The sequence below is a fragment of the Streptomyces sp. NPDC045022 genome (genome assembly GCF_056432605.1).
The window spans coordinates 323,325-340,386 of sequence record NZ_JBWKIR010000001.1; the positions used below are offsets into that span (position 1 = coordinate 323,325).

Below are 17,062 nucleotides of genomic sequence, written 5' to 3' on the forward strand. Positions count from 1 at the left end.
CCGCCACCGGGGAAGGCGAAGCCGACCCCCCGAACCTCCAGTAGCCGCCCCAGCACGCCCTCGCGGAGGGCAACCCCTTCCGCGACGCCCTCCGCCAGTCCTTCCGCCAGCATCAGCGCCTCTCCCACCATCAGTGGCTCACCGAGCGGCAAACGGGAAGCCGGTGGCTGAGTCGCTGGCCGGGCTCCCCGGCGCGCAGAAATCTCCACCTGTCCGCGGGTGCGCGTCGGTGCCATAGGCGGCGTCGGCCACCACGACCGGCGGCCTCGTGCCCCAGCCGGCGAGTGTGTCGAGCATGCCGCGAACCGGCCGGCAGCGCGCAGTTGCCGGACTGACCGTATTGGCCGCTTCCCGCCGCGGGGGTCCAGTGGGCGCCGCACCGCAGTGCGCGGGCAGCCGCGGTCGACTCCACGACCGTGCTCGGGGTTCTCCGTGCCGCCCGCGGTGCCCGAGTACCCACCCGGTTCGAGCAGGTCGAGCGCGAGGCCCGGTCAGCCGATCTTCAGGAGGCCGGCTTGCACGACGGCGCGGCCGAAGGGGCTCGCGAGTTCGGCGAGACGCTCGCAGTCGGCGTCACCCAGGGCGGCGTAGGCGGGAAGGGCCAGGCGGTCGGTGCGATCCTCGATGTGCCGGCGCAGGAGTACGCCTTCCGAGCTGAGGGAGTCGCCGTCGAGGAGACCTCGCTTGCGCAGGCGCTCCTGGGTGTCGGCCCACTCCTCCTCGGGCCAGGCGCGGCTCGCCTTGAGGAAGTCGACGGGAACGTCACCGGTGGCGGCGTGCAGTACCAGGGCCTCCAAGCCCCCGATGCCCTCGCTCAGCAGGCACGCGACATGGCCGTCTCCACGGAACTCCCGAAGCAGCGTCTGGGCGTGCCACAGCCGCAGTACCGGCTCCTCCGGCCAAGGCAGTGCGGCATGCGCGGCGAACAGCGGGCGGCCCTGCGCGTGTTCGCAGGCCGCCTCGGCGGCCCGGCGGGTCAGCACCAGGACCTCGTCCAAGTCGGGCAGCTCGTGGATCCCCGCCCGCCGCAGAGCTTCGCCCGCAGCGGCGTACCGCGCGTCCAGCACCTGCTGCGGCGTCGTTGCGTCCCAGGCTCCGTCGACCGCCCGCCGTACGAAAGCGGGGTTGAAGTTGTAGAAGGTCGAGATGACCAGCTCGGCGGAGGCTCGGCCGAACGCGGCGCTCCGGGAGGTGAAGTACCCGGCGCGTCCGCTCAGTCCGAGGTCCGCGTACCGTCGCCTCGCCTCGGGGACGAAGTAGATCATGGCGTGTACGGGCTCGAGGCGGTGCCAGGCCGTGCGCGCTGTCTTCATGGGGTCACCTCTGCGGAGAGTCGACGAACGGGGTATTCGCTGCGGGTTCAGTACGCGCCGTGCGCTCGCAGGTGTTCGAGCAGCAGGCGGCTCAGCGTTTCGGGTGCTTCCTCGGGGACCCAGTGGCTGACGCCCTGAAGGGTCTCGAACCGGTACGGCCCGTTGACCCACCGACCGGTCTCCTGGGCGGCGGCCGGACCGAACGCGCTGTCCTCCGTGCTCCAGACGTACAGCGTGGGCACGTCGATGACGCCGATCGCGCCGTCGGGGCGGCCGGCCCGGTACCAGTTCAGCGCCGCGGTGAGAGCGCCCGGCTGGGACAGGTGGCGCACGTAGGCATCGGCACTGTCTCGCGGGACCTTTCCGGCGTAGAGGTTGCGAAGCTCCCGGGCGTCGTGGGCGAGCATGCGCTCTTCGGTCGCGGGTGTCTCGCGCCAGTCGATCATGTAGTGCGAGCGTTTGCGCTGATCCTGGTCGGTGCGCAGGGCGGTGGCCAGAGCACGGGGGTGCGGTGTCGAGACAACCGTCAGGGTGCGTACGCGGCCGGGGTGGGCGTGAGCGGTCCACCAGGCCACCGCGCCTCCCCAGTCATGGCCGACCAGGTCGAACGCCGCCCAGCCCAGTTCCTCGCCGATCGCGACCAGGTCGTCGACGAGAAGGCTGATGCGATAGTCCTCGGGCCGCTGTGGGCGGGCGCCGGGGGAGTACCCACGCTGGTTCGGTGCCACCACCCGGTAGCCGTGCGAGGCCAGCGCCGCGATCTGTCGTTGCCACACCAGCCCCGTCTGAGGGAAGCCGTGCAGCAGCAGCACCGGGCGGCCCTCGGGCGGGCCCGCCACGACCGCGTCGAACACGCCCGCACCTGTGGAGATGCTCAGCTGGGTCACGATCCACCTCCCGTACCAACTGGTCGGTACCCTCCAGGGAGGGAAGCGGGCTGTCAAGCGCGAGCAGGCACTCATCGGCCACGGGCGTGGTTGAACATGACGCCGAATTCAACTATAACCGACCGGGAGGCCGACTCCCGTCGCCCCTGCGGTCATGGCTCATGTCCTCGGTCACCGCAAGAGACGATCAATGAGCCCGCGCCGCCCAGCAGTTGGCGCTCGGCACCGCCTATCAGCATCGATCCCGGCTCACGGAGCCCTGAATTCGGGCCCCGAAGCTCCCGGACGATCGGACCAACAGCAGACAGTGAGGCGACATGAGGGAAGCAGTCATCGTTTCGACGGCACGGACGCCGATCGGAAAGGCGTACCGCGGCGCGTTCAACGACACCCAGGCGCAGGAACTCGCCGCCCATGCCCTTTCGCACGCGGTGCAGCGTGCCGGGCTCGAGGGCGGTGAGGTCGAGGATGTGATCCTCGGCTGCTCCGTGCAGCAGGGGTCCTCTGGTGGCAACGTCGCACGTCAGGCCACTCTTCGTGCCGGACTTCCGGACACCGTGTCGGGGATGTCGATCGACCGGCAGTGCTCGTCGGGCCTGATGGCCATTGCGACGGCCGCCAAGCAGATTGTCACGGACGGTATGCACATCGCTGTCGGCGGCGGTGTCGAGTCGATCTCCCTGGTGCAGAACGACCACATGAACACCCACCGCATGGCGGATCCCTGGCTGGTCGAGCACAAGCCGAGCATCTACATGCCGATGTTGCAGACGGCGGAGATCGTCGCCGAACGCTACGGCGTGAGCCGGGACCGCCAGGACGAGTTTGCGCTGGTGTCGCAGCAGCGCACCGCGGCGGCGCAGGAGGCCGGCCGGTTCGACCGGGAGATCGTCCCACTCACCAGCGTCAAGAAGGTTCTCGACAAGCACTCCGGGGAGGTGCGGAACGAGGAGGTCACCCTGACCCGGGACGAGGGCAACCGGGCGTCCACGACGCTCGAAGGCCTGGCCGGGTTGGCGCCGGTGCTGCCCGACGGTCAGGTGACCGTGCATTCCAGCGTGACGGCGGGCAACTCCTCGCAGTTGTCGGACGGGGCTTCGGCGTCCGTGTTGATGGAGTCGAAGGAGGCCGAGCGCCGCGGACTGGAACCGCTGGGCGTCTACCGGGGTATGACCGTTGCCGGTTGTGGGCCGGAGGAGATGGGCATCGGTCCGGTGTTCGCCATTCCGAAACTGCTGAAGCAGCACAACCTCACCATTGACGACATCGGCCTGTGGGAACTCAACGAGGCGTTCGCTTCCCAGGCGTTGTACTGCCGTGACGAACTGCACATCGACCCGGAGCGGTTCAACGTCAATGGCGGCGCGATCTCGGTCGGTCATCCGTACGGAATGACCGGTGCCCGGCTGGTGGGGCATGCCCTTATCGAAGGCAAGCGCCGAGGCGTCCGGTATGTGGTGATCTCGATGTGCGTCGGCGGCGGAATGGGTGCGGCCGGACTCTTCGAGGTCGCCTGAGCCGGGCGGCCCTGCTGAAAACGGGGGATGCAAGGACCGGCCGGGCGCGGTACCAGGGGCGCTTCGTGAGAGCCGGCGAAACATGGCTGCCGTCGCACGGTCCGACGGCAAGCCGACCGCGAGAGAGAGGCGTGGACACCGTGTCCAACGTGGTGGAAAAGACCCGAATCGGGGTCCTGGTGGACTTCGGCGGGGTCATCACCTCCAGTGTGTTGCGGGCTTTCACCGACTTCGGCGCCTCGCTCGGCGGTGACCCGCGCCTGCCTCTGGACCTCCTCGGCCGGGACGAGCCGTCACGCACCCTCCTGGCCGACCACGAGTGCGGCCGTATCGACGCCGAGGCCTTCGAGCGGGGATTCGCCGAACGTCTCCGCGTCCACGGCGCCGACGTACCGGCCGAGGGGCTCACCGCGCGGATGCAGGCGGGAATGTCGATCGACCAGGACATGCTCGCACTGCTCGGTGATCTTCGAGTCGCCGGCCGTCCGGTTGCGCTCGTGTCCAATTCGTTCGGTACCGGAACCTACGACGGCGTCGACCTCGCCGCTGTTGCCGATGTGGTCGTCATCTCCGCCGAGGTCGGGATCCGCAAGCCCTCCCGGAGGATTTACGCGATCGCATGTGAACGCCTCGGCATCGACCCCGAGGAGGCAGTCATGATCGACGATCTGCAGCAGAACCTCGACGGAGCGGCACGGATCGGAATCGGGGGCGTACTGCACACCAGCGCCGCCGACACCCGCCGCCAACTCGCCGAACGCTTCGGGATCACCGCCTGATCGATCGACCTACCGGACGCAGTGAGGCCGGTCATCCGGCCACACCGGCCGCGGACCCTGCCGGGGCCGGGCCAAGTCAACTGATCGGCGAGGGCGAGACCCGCACCGTCACCTCCTCACATCCCGGAAGGCACCACCCATGACCAACGTGTTCGATCCTGTGCGCCGCCACGCGGCCGCCACTCCCGACAACATCGCGCTGCGCGGCGCCGACGAGCAGTGGACCTACCGTCAGCTGCGCGACGCGAGCGCACGGTACGCGGGCGCCTTGGCCGCCGCGGGCCTGTCCCCCGGGGACCGGGTGCTGCTCGCGGCGCCGTCGGTGCCCGAGTTCGTGGTGGCCTACCTCGGGATTCAGGCCGCGGGCTGTGTCGTGGTGCCGGTCAACACGATGTCCACCCGGGCGGAGGTCGAATATGTTCTCGGCGACGCCGGGTGCTCATCGGCGATCGCATGGCACGCCCTCGGCCCCGCCGTCGCGGAGGCGGCAGCGGCGCTGAAGGTGCCCTTCCGGCCGCTGTCCCCGGGCGCATCGGTGACCGGAGCAAGCCCGGCCCACGTAGTCGACCGGGACCGCGACGACACCGCGGCCATCCTGTACACCTCGGGCACCACGGGTCGGCCGAAGGGGGCCCAACTCACCGTCGGGAACCTGTTGTCCGCCGGCGAGATCGGCGCCGAGTGCAGCCGCGCCTCGAGCACCGACCGAACCGGCACCGGACTCCCGCTGTTCCACGTGTTCGGGCAGGCGGCGGTCATGATGGCGACGTTGACCGTGGGTGGTTCTATGTCGTTGCTGAGCCGATTCGACCCGGCGTCGATGCTGGAGATGCTGCGCCGCGACCGGCTCACCATCATGGCCGGCGTACCGACCATGTGGAACGCGTTGCTGCACGCGGCGGGCGATTCCGACCCGGCGGACTTCGCCCAACTCCGTGTCGCCGTCTCCGGCGGCGCCTCGCTGCCCGGAGATATCGCCCGGGCCTTCGAGGCCCGCTTCGGCTGCACCATTCTCGAAGGCTATGGGCTCACCGAGACCACCGCGTTCGGCACCTTCAACGACATCGACCGCGGCGGCAAGACCGGGTACACCGGCCGGGCGGTCCCGGGGATGCAGGTCCAGGTGCGCGACATCGAGGGCAACGAGTGTCCGCCGGGTACCGTCGGCGAGGTCCACATCAAGGGACCCACGGTGATGAGCGGCTACTGGAACCGCCCCGCGGACACCGCCGCGGCACTCTCGTCCGCCGGCTGGTTCCGGACGGGCGACCTCGGCGAAACCGACACGGCAGGCGACCTGCGCATCGTCGACCGGATCAAGGACCTGATCATCCGCGGCGGTTACAACGTCTACCCCGGTGAGGTCGAGGAAGTTCTCTACGAGCATCCGGACATCGTCGAGGCGGCCGTGATCGGCGTTCCCGACGAGCACTACGGCGAGGAGGTCGCCGCGCTCATCGCCGCCCGGCCCGGTTCGGAAATCGGTGCCGCCGAGGTGTCGAGCTGGGCACGAGAGCGGCTGTCCGCCTACAAGATCCCGCGCATCGTCCGGTTCGTCGACGCGCTGCCCAAGGGCCCGACCGGGAAGATCCTCAAGCGGTCCATCGACCGTACCGCTCTGAGCCGCGACACGGCGCCCGGCGACGTTGCCGCCTCCCACTGAACATCCCGTTTCGGCGGCGCCGCCCGTGGGCCCCGCGCGCCCTGCGGGTTTGTGACTATGGCGTCGGATTCAAGTACAGTTTCCGGGATGGACACCACTGTGCCCGAGGGGATCGACGGCGAGAAGGCACCGCCCATGGCGCCCCTCTCGCACCTTCGCGAGCCGCCTACGACGAAGCGCGGAGCGCGGACACGAGCGGCTTTGGTGCAGGCCGCGCGGAAGGTGTTCGAACGGGACGGCTACCTCGACACCCGCCTGACCGACATCACCAAAGAGGCTCAATGCGCGGCGGGGTCCTTTTACACCTATTTCGCCAACAAGGAAGAGGTGCTTGCCGCCGTCCTCCTGGAGGCGCAGGAGGACATGATGCACCCCGGCATGGGCCGGGTGCAGGGCACCGACGATCCCTATGCGGTACTCGAGGCGAGCAATCGCGCGTATCTCGAGGCGTACAGACGGAATGCGAAGCTGATGGCCCTGCTCGAGCAGGTCGCACAGGTCGAGCCGGAGTTCCGTAAGTTCCGAAGCCGGCGCGCTGACGCGTTCATCCGCCGCAATGCCCGCGGCATCGCCGACCTCCAGGCGCGGAGTGTCGCAGACCGTGAGCTGGATCCGATGATGGCCTCCCGTGCACTGTCGGGCATGGTCAGCGTCATGGCCTACAACGCCTTCGTGCTCGGCGAACGGCAAGAGGGTGATGCCCCGGTGGACTTCGAGGAACTCGTCTCCACGGTCACCCGGCTCTGGGCGAACGCCCTGCGGTTCCCCGGCCACCGCTGATCCGGCGGCCTGGCCCGGGACGAAGCCTGCCCCTTACGGCCGTTCGGCGTTTCCTGGCGCCACATCCGAGCGAGGACCGGCTTGCGCGAGCGCGCGCTCGACCGCCTGCCTGATCGCACCGGGTGGTGCCGGATGCCTTCTCTCCGGCCCGTTCGCTGAGCCCGGCGATGCCGACGGTTCCCGATTCGCAGTTCAACGAGGCCGGGCGGCCCCCTCCACGGGGAGCCGCGGGCCCCAACTGTTGAACTTGACGTCAGATTCAATTATACAGGTGGGGAAGAGCACGACGCGGACGGCACCTACGCCGATGCCGCGGCCCGGGCGGAAGGCCTCACGCTTCAGACCTTCCGGGTCCGATGTGGTCGAAGGCGTGGCCAGTCACCTCGACAAGCGCCCGCCGACCTTTCCCTCCCTACCCGTCAGGAGTTCGGATGTCCCTGTTCGAGATGTCGGACCGCGCCCAGAAATACCAGGCGGATCTGCTGGAGTTCATGGATTCGCACGTCTACCCCGCTGAGGCGGTCTACCACGAGCAGATGCGCGCGTCGGGTGACCCGCACTTCCACCCGCCGATCATCGAGGATCTCAAGGCGGAGGCGCGGGGGCGCGGACTGTGGAACCTCTTCCACCCGCACCCGGAGTGGGGCCCCGGGCTGACGAACCTCGAGTACGCGCCGCTGGCGGAGATCATGGGGCGCAGTCACATCGCCTCCGAAGCGTGCAACTGCAACGCTCCCGACACCGGCAACATGGAGGTGCTCACGCTGTTCGGCAGCGACGAGCACAAGGAGAAGTACCTCAGGCCCCTGCTCGACGGGACGATGGCCTCGGCCTTCGCGATGACCGAGCCGCGCGTAGCCAGCTCCGACGCCACCAACATCGAGTTGCGGATGGAGCGCGACGGCGACGAGTACGTGCTCAACGGCCGCAAGTGGTTCGCGTCCAACGCCCTGCACCGCAACTGCAAGGTGCTCATCGTCATGGGGAAGACGGACCCCACCGCTGCTCCGCACCGCCAGCAGTCGATGATGGTCGTCCCGATCGACGCCCCCGGGGTCACGGTGATGCGCGGCCTGCCGGTGTTCGGCTACCAGGACCGTGAGGGGCACGCCGAAATCGACTTCACCGACGTACGGGTGCCGGCCAAGGACGTTCTCAAGGGCGAGGGAGAGGGGTTCGCGATCAGCCAGGCCCGGCTCGGGCCCGGTCGAATCCACCACTGCATGCGGGCCATCGGCGCGGCCGAGCGGGCGCTGGAGCTGATGTGCCGGCGCGCGCAGTCACGGGTGACCTTCGGCAGTCCGGTTGCCGAACGCTCCAACATCCAGGACTGGATCGCGGAAGCGCGGATCGACATCGAGATGATCCGCCTGCTCACGCTCAAGGCCGCGTATCTGATGGACACGGTCGGGAACAAGGAAGCCCGCACCGAGATCGCGGCCATCAAGGTGGCCGCTCCGAACATCGCGTTGAAGATCATCGACCGCGCGATCCAGGTGCACGGAGCGGCAGGAGTGACCGAGGACTTCCCGCTGGCGATGATGTACGCGCAGCTGCGGACGCTGCGGCTCGCGGACGGTCCCGACGAGGTCCACAAGCGGGCCATCGCCAGGCACGAACTGCGGCAGTACCGCGACGAGGTCACCGGCACGGTCACCGCCGGCGGTCACAAGGCAGTGGTGAACTGACATGACAGGACTGGATCTCACCGGTCGCACCGCCGTCGTCACGGGCGCCTCGCGCGGGATCGGGCTGGCGATCGCCCAGGCCATCGCCGCCGCCGGCGGAAACGTCGTCCTCACCTCCCGGTCCCAGGAGGCGGCCGACGCCGCCGCGGCCCAGGTCGGGGGCACGGCGGTCGGCGTCGGCGCGCACGCGGTCGACGAAGAAGCGGCCCGGCGCTGTGTCGATCTGACGCTCGAGCGCTTCGGTAGCCTGGACATCCTCGTCAACAACGCGGGAACCAACCCGGCCTTCGGGCCCGTCATCGATCAGGACCACGGCCGGTTCGCCAAGACCTTCGACGTGAACCTGTGGGCTCCCGTCCTGTGGACGGGTCTGGCCACGCGGGCCTGGATGGGCGAGCACGGCGGCGTGGTCGTCAACACCGCGTCGGTCGGCGGCATGGCCTTCGAGGCGAACATCGGATTGTACAACGCGTCGAAGGCCGCACTGATCCACCTCACGAAACAACTGGCCCTCGAACTCTCGCCGAAGGTTCGCGTCAACGCGGTGGCACCGGGTGTGGTGCGCACGAAGCTGGCCGAGGCTCTGTGGAAGGAGCACGAGCAGGCCGTGTCCGACGCGACGGCACTTGGGCGCATAGGGGAGCCTGCCGACATCGCCTCGGCGGTCGCGTTTCTCGTCTCGGACGCCGCGAGTTGGATCACCGGCGAGACGATGGTGATCGACGGCGGGCAACTCCTCGGTGACGCGCTCCCGTTCAGGCGAGGCGCCGGCACCGGTTTCCAGCGCGGCTGAATCCACGCATCGGCCCGTCGGTCTCGTGTCGTCCAGAGTCAGCGGTATGACGGAGGCACCGGCCCAGGACCGCGGCGCACGGTCCCGGGACGCGATTCTCGACACCGCCGGCGAACTGATGGCGCGGTACGGCTGTGCCGCCACGTCCACCTCGATGATCTCCGCCGCGTGCGGTCTGCCGACCAGTTCCCTCTACTGGCACTTCGGCAGCAAGGACGGTATTTACGTCGCGTGCTGGAGCGCCAGGACCGAGCTGCCGGCGGCCCTGCCTCCGGCCGAGGTGCCGGGCGCCGACGTCACCCACCGCCTGGACACCTTTCTGGCCGAGGTCAGGGACGCGTTCGAACGTCATCCGCACGGGCTGCGGCTGCTGCTGGGGCTGGGCATGGTGCAGCAGGATGCCAGTGCGGCGGCCGTGGCCGAGGTGCGTCGGTACCGCGACGCGCTGGTGGTCTGGGCACGGCACTCGGTGAGCGCCGTCTCCGGGTTGCGTGACCGCCCGGAGGTGGCGGACGAGTTGGCGCGCTTCACGCTCAGGACGGCGAGCGGAACAGCCGTGGCCCGCTGGTTCGATTCGTGGACCGCCCTGGAGACGGCGCCGTTGCGTGTGGCGTTGCTGGCACTGGCCGCTCACCACGGCACTCCGGTACGGGGCGTCCCGGGCGAGGACGCCCCGTCGCACGGCGTCACGAACAGGGAATGACGAACCGGTACCCGGGACGGGCGGGTGTGGTGGCGTCCCGTACGCCGGACCACCGTGCGACGGGTTGCGGCGGACGCCGGCGCAGGTCACCGGTCGGCGAGGCGGCGAACGGAATCCCCTGGAAGATTCGCCCGCCGTCACGGGCGGCTGCCCCGTGAACCCACGGTCGGTGCGCACGACCGGGGAGTCGTGGCCGGCATCGGCATGGGCCGTGGCCGGGGGAGTGGGAAAGGACAGCAGCAGGGCCGCTACGGCGGCCACGGCGGTGGCCAGGGCGGGGCGCGGGCTCGAAGATCTCCATGGCTCACCGGGACCAGGGGCTTCCCGGCTCTCCGGGCACGTTCACAGCCGGCGAGACTACTTCGTACGCAGCATGAGGGCGTAGCGGGTGTTGTCCCCGTACACGCCGGTCTCGTCCCCGCGGATGCCGAACCCTTTCTGGAATCGGGCCACAGCCTGCCGGACCTCCGTGTCGAAGCGGCCGTCGATCGCACCGCCGTCGTAGAGCCGCGGGATCTGGAGCAGACGCACCTGCAACTCGTACACCCCATGCCCGCTGTCGCCCTCACGCAGTACGCCGGTGCCCGGGATCTCGGGGAGCGAGGTGTCGCCGGGCAGCGGCCGTTCGGGTTGCTCCAGGGAGGCAGGCGGCGCCGCCGGCTCGGAGTGCTCGTTCCTGAGCAGCGAAGAGGCAAGGATCAGTCCGCTCACGGCACCCAGCCCGAAGATTCCGGCGGCCCGGACGTGCCGCCGGTTGGTGAACCGCCGATGTCCTGGGCTTCCCTTCGGTACGGGCGGCTGGACGGTGTCCGGGCGCGGTGGCGTCTGATGGGGCGGGGCGCCGAGAGGCGCCGTGTACGGAGCAGAGCGTCCCGGGTCGGCCGTCCAGGGGGAGTCCGGAGGCGAGCCGGCTCCGCAGCGCACGCTCGCCGGCACAGGCCCGGGGACAGGGCGGGCTGCCGACGGCTCGGACCGCGTCGGGCCTGCCTCGCTCGCGGTGGGCTGCGCCCCCGCCTCCTGCGGCACGCCGCGCGACCACAGCGGCTGCACCACGGGGTCCTGCGGAGACCGGCGCACATGACCGGTCCGCGGCGGATCCACGACGGACGGCGGAACGCCTTGCGGAGGGGCGGGAACTGGGGCGGGAACCAGACCTGCGGGCCCAGGCCCCATCCGCTGTGTCCGCGGATACGCGGCCGGAGGCAGGGGAGCCGGCGGGGACGAGGGGGCCTGGGCAGGATCTGCTCGGCTGCCGTTCGCGGCCGCTTCGCCGTGGTGATCGAAGGATCGCGGCGGGCTCGCCGTTCGCCGGTTCCCGTTCTCGACATAGAGCTCGGTGCGTGCGGCGTCAAGGGCGTCCAGGATCGCCTGGAAGGATTCCTGGATCTCTTGCCCGGCGTCACGCTCCAGAGCGAGGGCCGGCTGCGGTTCGGCGCCGTCGCGTTCCATCGGCATTCCTCCTCGGCCCACATCCGTGGGACGCCCGTTTCCTTGTGCAGCGATACGCAGTCCGTCCAGGGCTGTCTCAATCCGCTGCCAGAAGTCGGCAGATGAGAAACAGGAAGGACAGCGGCCGCACCGTCAACCGATGGCGTGAGGACGGCGAGCGGGGTGCCGAGCGCGGGCATGCGGAGAACGCGCCAGTGTCCTGGCCAGGCGAGTTCATCCCCCTCCGGGCCATTCGCGACCAGCGAGGGTAGGAACTCCACGACGCGGTGCGTGGCAACACCGTTGAGCGCGTACGGATCGGCGGCCAGGATCCGGTCGAGGTGCTCGGCAGGAATCCCGGCAGCGAGGTAAACGCCACCCACCGGTCCTGCAGTATCCGGACCGGTGCGGCGGGGCAGTCAGCGAGACTGCCCCGCCGGCCTGCTGGCTACCTGCCCGCAGCCGGCAGTCGACGCTGCTGTGGGCAGGTGCCGGCGGCTGCCACGATCAGCGCCGCCTTGGCTGCTCCTGGCGGTGCTTCCACTGGTCGGAGGGGAGCTACCGGCGCAGTCCGCAGCTGCCGTCGGAGTCCGTGTTGCCACCCAGGTCCTCGAACCGGGCGAGTACGGCACGGCAGTTGTCCTCGCCTGCCAAGCGGGAGTTGTCCTTGACGATGGTGTTCTTGAGCCGGACCGTGCCGGGGCCGACCCTGACCGGCGGGGCCGGAATATAGGCGAGGGTGATGTTGATGCCGCCACCGCCCTTCTCGGCATGGTTGCCGGTCACCTTGGAGCCCACGAGGGTGACGTCCTTGCTGCCCCGTACGTCGATGCCACCGCCGTATCCGGCCAGTTCGCCGGGTCGGGTGGGATCGTACGGGTCGACGACCCGGTTGTTGGTGATGACCGACCGCTCGATCCGCCCCGACCAGTCGAAGCGGATGCCGCCGGCCTCGCCCGCCTCGTTGTGATCCACCAGGCTGTCACGCAGAGTGAATGAACTGAACGGAATGTTCTGGACGGCACCGCCGATCCTCCCGCTGTTCCGGGTCAGACGGACCCGCTCCATCGTCAGGTTGGAGGCGTTCAGCGCGGCGCCACCGCCGTAGTAGTTGTACGCGGACGCCGTGGGTTCGGAGCGGCCACGGGTAATCGTGAGGCCGGAGATCGTGGCCGGCCGCATGACGGTGAACACCCGGTCGATGCCGTGGCCGTCGATCACGGTCTTGTCCGCCCCGGCACCGGTGATGGTGGTGGGCGCGAAGATTTTCAGGTTGCCGTGTGCCGCGTCCGCGAGGGTGTAGTCGGTGAAGGGCCGCCCGAGCAGGGGAGGTATGCCGAGACTGTAGCGGCCTGCGGGGATCGTGATCGTCGAACCGGGGTGCGCGTTGGCTTCCATGACTGCCGCACGCAGCGTGCATCCTCCCTTGGTCGACAGGCACTTCCCGTCACGGCGGGACGCATCGGGGGCGTCCTGCGTGCTGTCGACCACGATCGGCTGAGCTGTCGCCGCGTGAGCGTCACCGTGGCCCGGCACCACGGTGACGACACCGAGCACCGCGGCCGCCACGGCTAACGCTTTCCCGTTGGTTGCTGCTGTCTTCTTGGCCTTGGTCATGGACCCAGAACCTAGAGTCGGCTCCTCACTCCGAATAGGATGAACATCACTTAACGGGATTTTGGCGCAACTGCTCTCATAGTGCCCCGCCTGAGGGGCTGAAGGCTTGATCCGGGTTCCCCTGTTCCCCCGTCCGCACCCCTTTCACCCCCACGAATGAACGCGCAAGGGCTTGGCCTGCCGGCGAGAACTGGCCCTAGCTGCCGCGACGGGCCGCGGACGTCTGACTGCTTCGGCACTGCAGGCTTGAGACAACCTGGCCAAGACCGCTCCCTTGCCGAGGACGGCACGGTGGTCAACCACGGCTACTCGCCACCCTTTGCCCAAGCCGCATCGGAGGACGGATCAGCCTGCTGCCGGCCATCGCCGAGCACGTTCGCATACTGGCGAGAACCGCCCCCGAACCTCCCGTGGCGGCTTGCCGCCCGGCGGCGTGCGTTCCGCGGGGCGGCAGTGGGTCAAGGAGCCTCGTGCAGGGAGACGACGGCCTGCACCAGGGCGTCGGGGTTCTCCCAGTTCAACATGTGTCCGGCGTCCGGCACGGTGACGAGCCGTGCGCCCGGTATTCCGGCGGCCAGGCGCCGGGAGTGGCTGGGCGGTGTGCTGCGATCGGCCGAGCCGACCATGACGACGGTGGGGACCGTGATCGCGGTCAGGCGTGGGTAACGGTCCTCGCGGGCGAACGCCCGCACGATCGGCACGAGGGAGGTGTGGGCCTGGCGGAGGAAGACCTCGAGGAAAACGTCGATCATCGCTGGCGAGGGGCGTTTGCCGCACTGAGCGGCTCCGAAGAGGATTCCGCCCGTGCGGGTGCGTGCCAGCCGCTGGAGGAGGCCCGTCCGCAGCAGCGGGATCTGCAGCCGGTTGTGCGGCGCTCCGTCGTAAATGCGGCCCGCCCACGTCGCGAACAGCACCAGACCGCGCAGTCGCCGGGCGACGCAGGGATGGTCGAGCACGGCACGAAGCGCGACGAATCCGCCCATGGAATGCCCGACGAGCACTCCGTCGTGTACGTCGAAGTGTTCGAGGACCGCCAGGTAGTCCTGCGCCATGGGGGCGGAGCCGATGCCGTCCGCCCCGAACGTCGACCCTCCATGGCCACGCTGATCGAAGACGATGACACGGTAACCGCTCGCCACCAGGGTGGCCTGCACCAGGTTCCACTCCAGGAGAGAGACACCGTATCCATGGGCCAGCACCACCGGTGGCCCTTCACCCGCGACGAGGGCGCGCAGCACCGTCCCGTCGGGACGGGAGAGGAACACTTCCTCGCCCTCGGGCTCGCGGCGGAGCCGTTCGTAGGGGACGGGATCCGGCCGACGTTCGATCCGGCGGGCCGCTGCCCGCGCCGCGATGGCAGCGACGGCCGCCGCAGCGGCACCCCAGATCGGTCGCACCTTCATCGAGACCCCTGAATCCGCCCCCGTGGTGGGTCAGGCCGGTCCAAGCGCGCTGACGGCACCCATTGTGCCTCTCAATGGTCTGCGGTGCGCCGGGGATTCAGCGGATTGGCTCGCAAGCCGCTGTTCCGACGGGCCGTGCGCGGTGGGTGGTTGCTGGTGGGGCATCAACTCGTGTACGGGGGAGAGACGGGGCGTTGTACTTCCTGAAGGCCAGGGAGGGTCGGCAGGGGTGGAGGGCACCGGCGGCCGCGTCCCCGAGGGGATGACGGCGGAGGCCTCTGCCTTGGTCTGCCGACCGATCATGGACGGACTGGGCGCGGGCCCTCACAAGATGCCGCGGGTGGGCATCGGGGACCGGGTCGACAGCTGAAGAAAGGGACGAGACGTGGGTATCCGAACCGCTTGTGGCTCCACACTCGCCGTCGCTCTGCTCTCCTTCGCGGCCGTTCCGGCGTCCGCAGCCGGCGACGGGGCGCGGGCCGACCGCTCCTGTGGTGATCTGCGGTTGACGGGCTCAATGCCCGCGCCGCCCGCGGGTATGGCCTTACAGCAGCAGGTCTCGATCGGCGCCGACTGCAGGCCACGGCTCGGTGAGGTGCGGGTGACGCCGCTCGGCCGGGCCGAGAAAACCGCGGCAGCGGCCGGGGCCGAAGACACCGAGAGCGGCCGGCATCGGCTCTCCAGCTGGAACGAGATGTACGACTGCTGCAATATCCGTATGACCGCCCTGTACTTGACGTCGGACTGGACCACCGAGGGAGGCCGCGTCGTGAGCACGGCCGCGGACGCCACCCAGCAGTGGAACCGTGAGCCGTGGGACGCGGGCTGGTCGCGGAAGTCGGCCACCGAGGGCGTCGGCTGCGCCACCGGCTGCGCCGCCTCCCGCAGCGAGGCACACGCGGACTTCACCTACCGGGGCATCTTCGACGCGACCGGGACCTGGTACGCCAACACCCACCACTCGTACGTCGAAATCAGGGCCGACGGCACCGCCTTCTGCCACTTCGAGGTGGAGCTGCGTCACACCTTCGTCGGCTGGAACTGGCGGCGCGGCTGCGCCTGACCGGCCCCGGACGACGGCCGGAGCGTGCCGCACCGGGCAGTAGTCCGTCACCTGGGTCTTCGCCCCTGGTCCCAGCTTCCCGGGACGGGGGTCGCTTCCGGCGGCCCGCGCAACCGGGACGGCGTGCTGCAGGGTGGGCGCCGTCGTGGATGCGGGGCTCGCCGGGGTGAGCACACGTTCGGCGGCAGGCTGCGGCCGGCCGGGGTCCGCTGTGCGCAGGCCGGGGGCGGGGTCGAAACGCGGCAGGGAGATATGCCGCTGCCCGACGGACCGAACACACGTGAACCGGCCGAAGCAGGGCTGCCGAACACCCGCTCGGCGCGCACTCATCCGGACAGTCGTCCTTCACCTGCTCGCAGTCGACCTGGTAGCTCCGGGCCCGCCGGTCACAAACACAGGCAGCCACACGCCGAATCGCCTGGCGCAGCAGTGCGCCCTCCGGCGGGCTTCCGGGCTGATTCACCACGGAGAGTGAGGATGCCCAGCTTCGGGCGCCGGGTTGCGGACAGGGTGAGTTGTCGTACCAAGCCCTTCCGCTGTCTCCGGGTCACGAACATCCCCAGGCGTGCATGCCCTGAAGCTCCGCCAGGCGCTCGGCCACGGTGATCTGCTCCCTCTTGGTCGCCAGATCCGCCCGATGCGCGTACTTGCGTCCGCCTGCGGCGATCCAGCTCGACTGCGTGAACTGGAGGCCGCCGTAATAGCCGTTGCCGGTGTTCGCGTGCCAGCGGCTGCCTGACTCGCATCTCGCGATGGCTTCCCAGTCGGTGCCCGGACCGGTGGCCGTCGCGGCCCGCGCGGACGGTGTCACGACCGTCAGCAGGGCCGTGACGGGTAGAAGGAGTCCCAGCGTCAGACGGCGCGTCATGTTCGACCTTCTCTCTGCGTGCAGACGAAATTACCTGATTTGAGACCATGTCAGATGATCATAAAGTCGGTTCGTGGATTTGCATGCTTTCGGCGCCTTTTCCGGTGTGCTACGTGTCGGAAAGGGGCGTGTACTGCCGCGGTGCGGGTGAACGCAGGTACGCCGGGTACGGGGGCGCGCAGGCCACCGGACGCCGTGACCGGTGCCCTGCCGGGTGAAGCCGGTCTGGTCGCGGGCGGTGATCGACTCCTCCCACATGGGGAGCCCGGCGGGGCCGAAAGCGGGCCCGGCCCGGTCGACCGCGCACGGCCGGGCGGACTTCCGTCCACGGCACGACGCCGTGGTGGACGAAGCGGGTCCGCCCCAGCGCCGGGCCTTCACCCGACGGCGGCACGGGACGCCGCGCACAGCCGCGCCCCTCCGACTCGTTGCCCTTCAGTGCGGGACACCGCGCCCGCGACCTGGAAGTCAGCTGAGCGACACCGATTACCTGGATGTCGCTTTCCGGTCCCGACCACCACAGTCCTAGACTTCACGAGCGGCGGGAACGCGACGGGGAA

General features: G+C 69.6%; 15 protein-coding genes. 8 read left to right on the forward strand and 7 right to left on the reverse strand.

From position 1 onward, the window contains the following. Positions 1–491: 491 nt before the first annotated feature. The gene (locus AC07C1_RS01455; RefSeq protein WP_478936142.1) at positions 492–1,313 is read right to left on the reverse strand and encodes an SCO6745 family protein; all 822 of its coding nucleotides are present in this window, start codon (positions 1,311–1,313) and stop codon (positions 492–494) included. 47 nt (positions 1,314–1,360) lie between these two features. Beyond that, entirely contained in the window at positions 1,361–2,200 is an 840-nt protein-coding gene (locus AC07C1_RS01460; protein WP_478936143.1) for an alpha/beta fold hydrolase, read from the reverse strand. A 317-nt stretch (positions 2,201–2,517) separates the two neighbouring features. Here AC07C1_RS01460 and AC07C1_RS01465 point away from each other — a divergent pair, with 317 nt between their 5' ends. The 7 genes from AC07C1_RS01465 to AC07C1_RS01495 all read left to right on the forward strand — a co-directional run bounded on the left by AC07C1_RS01465 (position 2,518) and on the right by AC07C1_RS01495 (position 10,123). Continuing rightward, positions 2,518–3,717, forward strand: coding sequence for an acetyl-CoA C-acyltransferase (locus AC07C1_RS01465; RefSeq protein ID WP_478936144.1), 1,200 nt, complete (start codon positions 2,518–2,520; stop codon positions 3,715–3,717). Positions 3,718–3,869: 152 nt separating this feature from the next. Further along, positions 3,870–4,496 carry an HAD family hydrolase gene (locus AC07C1_RS01470; protein ID WP_478936146.1) on the forward strand — a complete coding sequence of 209 codons (627 nt, stop codon included), beginning with the start codon at positions 3,870–3,872 and terminating at the stop codon, positions 4,494–4,496. A 139-nt stretch (positions 4,497–4,635) separates the two neighbouring features. Next, entirely contained in the window at positions 4,636–6,159 is a 1,524-nt protein-coding gene (locus AC07C1_RS01475) for an AMP-binding protein (RefSeq protein WP_478936147.1), read from the forward strand. A gap of 87 nt (positions 6,160–6,246) precedes the next feature. Then, the gene (locus AC07C1_RS01480) at positions 6,247–6,939 is read left to right on the forward strand and encodes a TetR/AcrR family transcriptional regulator (RefSeq protein ID WP_478936148.1); all 693 of its coding nucleotides are present in this window, start codon (positions 6,247–6,249) and stop codon (positions 6,937–6,939) included. A gap of 431 nt (positions 6,940–7,370) precedes the next feature. Further along, entirely contained in the window at positions 7,371–8,627 is a 1,257-nt protein-coding gene (locus tag AC07C1_RS01485; protein ID WP_478936149.1) for an acyl-CoA dehydrogenase family protein, read from the forward strand. Position 8,628: 1 nt separating this feature from the next. Further along, a complete protein-coding gene (locus AC07C1_RS01490) occupies positions 8,629–9,420 on the forward strand; it encodes an SDR family oxidoreductase (protein WP_478936150.1) in 792 nt (263 codons plus the stop codon). A gap of 46 nt (positions 9,421–9,466) precedes the next feature. Beyond that, complete coding sequence (locus tag AC07C1_RS01495) at positions 9,467–10,123, forward strand: TetR/AcrR family transcriptional regulator (protein WP_478936151.1); 657 nt, start codon at positions 9,467–9,469, stop codon at positions 10,121–10,123. Here AC07C1_RS01495 and AC07C1_RS01500 read toward each other — a convergent pair. The 4 genes from AC07C1_RS01500 to AC07C1_RS01515 all read right to left on the reverse strand — a co-directional run bounded on the left by AC07C1_RS01500 (position 10,107) and on the right by AC07C1_RS01515 (position 14,571). Next, a complete protein-coding gene (locus AC07C1_RS01500) occupies positions 10,107–10,424 on the reverse strand; it encodes a carboxylesterase family protein (protein ID WP_478936152.1) in 318 nt (105 codons plus the stop codon). The two genes, AC07C1_RS01495 and AC07C1_RS01500, sit on opposite strands and share 17 nt — an antisense overlap. A 56-nt stretch (positions 10,425–10,480) precedes the next feature. Further along, a complete protein-coding gene (locus AC07C1_RS01505) occupies positions 10,481–10,834 on the reverse strand; it encodes a peptidoglycan-binding domain-containing protein (RefSeq protein ID WP_478936153.1) in 354 nt (117 codons plus the stop codon). Positions 10,835–12,109: 1,275 nt separating this feature from the next. Further along, positions 12,110–13,168: a right-handed parallel beta-helix repeat-containing protein gene (locus AC07C1_RS01510; RefSeq protein ID WP_478936154.1), complete on the reverse strand. Its 1,059-nt coding sequence runs from the start codon at positions 13,166–13,168 to the stop codon at positions 12,110–12,112. A 458-nt stretch (positions 13,169–13,626) separates the two neighbouring features. Beyond that, positions 13,627–14,571: an alpha/beta fold hydrolase gene (locus AC07C1_RS01515; protein WP_478936156.1), complete on the reverse strand. Its 945-nt coding sequence runs from the start codon at positions 14,569–14,571 to the stop codon at positions 13,627–13,629. A gap of 538 nt (positions 14,572–15,109) precedes the next feature. Between AC07C1_RS01515 and AC07C1_RS01520 the strand changes: the two genes are divergently transcribed. Continuing rightward, on the forward strand, positions 15,110–15,634 hold the full coding sequence (locus tag AC07C1_RS01520; RefSeq protein WP_478936158.1) for a hypothetical protein: 525 nt from the start codon (positions 15,110–15,112) through the stop codon (positions 15,632–15,634). Between the two features lie 547 nt (positions 15,635–16,181). On the opposite strand, the gene AC07C1_RS01525 is transcribed toward AC07C1_RS01520, so the two are convergent. Then, positions 16,182–16,502: a transglycosylase family protein gene (locus AC07C1_RS01525; RefSeq protein WP_478936159.1), complete on the reverse strand. Its 321-nt coding sequence runs from the start codon at positions 16,500–16,502 to the stop codon at positions 16,182–16,184. Positions 16,503–17,062: the final 560 nt, after the last annotated feature.

Excerpts from the sequence above, each read along its gene's own strand:
- AC07C1_RS01455 (WP_478936142.1), bottom strand. The coding sequence starts at position 1,313 with ATGAAGACAGCGCGCACGGCCTGGCACCGCCTCGAGCCCGTACACGCC.
- AC07C1_RS01465 (WP_478936144.1), top strand. The coding sequence starts at position 2,518 with ATGAGGGAAGCAGTCATCGTTTCGACGGCACGGACGCCGATCGGAAAG.
- AC07C1_RS01475 (WP_478936147.1), top strand. The coding sequence starts at position 4,636 with ATGACCAACGTGTTCGATCCTGTGCGCCGCCACGCGGCCGCCACTCCC.
- AC07C1_RS01480 (WP_478936148.1), top strand. The coding sequence starts at position 6,247 with ATGGACACCACTGTGCCCGAGGGGATCGACGGCGAGAAGGCACCGCCC.
- AC07C1_RS01485 (WP_478936149.1), top strand. The coding sequence starts at position 7,371 with ATGTCCCTGTTCGAGATGTCGGACCGCGCCCAGAAATACCAGGCGGAT.
- AC07C1_RS01490 (WP_478936150.1), top strand. The coding sequence starts at position 8,629 with ATGACAGGACTGGATCTCACCGGTCGCACCGCCGTCGTCACGGGCGCC.
- AC07C1_RS01495 (WP_478936151.1), top strand. The coding sequence starts at position 9,467 with ATGACGGAGGCACCGGCCCAGGACCGCGGCGCACGGTCCCGGGACGCG.
- AC07C1_RS01500 (WP_478936152.1), bottom strand. The coding sequence starts at position 10,424 with ATGGAGATCTTCGAGCCCGCGCCCCGCCCTGGCCACCGCCGTGGCCGC.
- AC07C1_RS01510 (WP_478936154.1), bottom strand. The coding sequence starts at position 13,168 with ATGACCAAGGCCAAGAAGACAGCAGCAACCAACGGGAAAGCGTTAGCC.
- AC07C1_RS01515 (WP_478936156.1), bottom strand. The coding sequence starts at position 14,571 with ATGAAGGTGCGACCGATCTGGGGTGCCGCTGCGGCGGCCGTCGCTGCC.
- AC07C1_RS01520 (WP_478936158.1), top strand. The coding sequence starts at position 15,110 with ATGGCCTTACAGCAGCAGGTCTCGATCGGCGCCGACTGCAGGCCACGG.
- AC07C1_RS01525 (WP_478936159.1), bottom strand. The coding sequence starts at position 16,502 with ATGACGCGCCGTCTGACGCTGGGACTCCTTCTACCCGTCACGGCCCTG.